Below are 1,770 nucleotides of genomic sequence, written 5' to 3'. Positions count from 1 at the left end.
TCGACGCGGCGTTCGTCCCAGACCGGTTCCGGGCTCTCGCGGACCCGGCCGTCGGCGCCGAAGACGAGGAAGCGGTCGAAGGAGCGGGCGAACCAGCGGTCGTGGGTGACCGCGAGGACCGTGCCCTCGAACGCCTCCAGCCCCTCCTGGAGGGCCTCGGCGGACTCCAGGTCGAGGTTGTCGGTGGGCTCGTCCAGCAACAGGGCGGTGGCACCGGCCAGTTCGAGCAGCAGGATCTGGAAGCGGGCCTGCTGTCCGCCGGAGAGCCGGTCGAAGGTCTGCTCGGCCTGCCGGGTGAGTTCGTAGCGGCGCAGCCGGGACATGGCCGCGCCCCGGTCCTGGGCGTGTTCCTTCCAGAGGATGTCCAGCAGGGTGCGGCCCTGGAGTCCGGGCTGCGCGTGGGTCTGCGCGAAGTGGCCGGGGACGACCCGGGCGCCCAGCTTCCAGTCGCCCGTGTGCGCGACGTCCTCGCCGGCCAGCAGCCGCAGGAAGTGGGACTTGCCGGAGCCGTTGGAGCCGAGGACGGCGACCCGTTCGCCGTAGAAGACCTCCAGGTCGAACGGCCGCATCAGGCCGGTCAGTTCCAGTCCCGCGCAGGTGACGGCCCGTACGCCGGTGCGGCCGCCCTTCAGGCGCATGGTGATCTCCTGCTCGCGGGGCGGCTCCGGCGGCGGGCCGGCCTCCTCGAACTTGCGCAGCCGGGTCTGGGCGGCGGCGTACCGGGAGGCCATCTCGTGGCTGACGGCGGCGGCCTGACGCAGGCTCAGCACCAGCTTCTTCAGCTGGGCGTGCTTCTCGTCCCAGCGGCGGCGCAACTCCTCGAAGCGGGCGAAGCGTTCGCGGCGGGCCTGGTGGTAGGTGGCGAAGCCGCCGCCGTGCACCCAGGCGTCGGCGCCGGCCGGGCCCGGCTCCAGGGAGACGATCTTCTCGGCGGCGCGGGCGAGGAGTTCGCGGTCGTGGGAGACGAACAGGACGGTCTTGCGGGTCTCCTTCAGCTGCTGCTCCAGCCAGCGCTTGCCGGGCACGTCGAGGTAGTTGTCCGGCTCGTCCAGCAGCAGTACCTCGTCGGTGCCGCGCAGCAGCGCCTCCAGCACCAGCCGCTTCTGCTCGCCGCCGGAGAGGGTGCGCACCTCGCGCCACTGGGCGCGCTCGTAGGGGACGCCGAGGGCCGCGGTGGTGCACATGTCCCACAAGGTCTCGGCCTCGTAGCCGCGGGCCTCGGCCCAGTCGGCGAGGGCCTGGGCGTAGCCGAGCTGGGCGGCCTCGTCGTCGACGGTCATCAGGGCGTGCTCGGCGGCGTCGACGGCCTTCGCGGCCTGCCGGATCCGGGGCGGGGCGACGGAGACCAGCAGGTCACGTACGGTTGTCTCGTCGCGTACGGAGCCGACGAACTGGCGCATCACCCCGAGGCCGCCGGCCACGGTGACGGTGCCGCCGTGCGGTTTCAGCTCGCCGGAGATCAGCCGCAGCAGCGTGGTCTTGCCCGCGCCGTTCGGCCCGACCAGGGCGACGACGGCGCCCTCTCCCACCCGGAAGGAGACATCGCCCAGCAGCGCCCTCCCGTCGGGGAGGTAGTACTCCAGGTGCGCGGCTTCCAGATGTCCCATGGGCAGGCATTCTGCGCGGCGCGCGGGCGCGGGGGCAAACGAGTATCGGCAAGGCCGCGGGCGCGCGTGAGCGGGGGGCGGGGTCCAGGTACGGCCGCGACGGCCTGACGACCGGGGACACGGCCACCGCCCCCTGACGGGGCCGGCCGGATGACCGCGCGAG

General features: G+C 73.4%; 1 protein-coding gene. It reads right to left on the bottom strand.

Annotation, left to right across the window (positions count from 1 at the left end; translation table 11 throughout):
• The coding region (locus H5J33_RS34000; protein ID WP_181798521.1) for an ABC-F family ATP-binding cassette domain-containing protein at positions 1-1,607 on the bottom strand (1,607 nt) is incomplete at its 3' end.
• Positions 1,608-1,770 lie beyond the last annotated feature (163 nt).

Source organism: Streptomyces sp. WELS2, from assembly GCF_013870595.1.
GTDB lineage: Bacteria > Actinomycetota > Actinomycetes > Streptomycetales > Streptomycetaceae > Streptomyces.
Note: the sequence above shows the minus strand (reverse complement) of the source record. Positions and strands in the feature narration are given on the sequence as shown.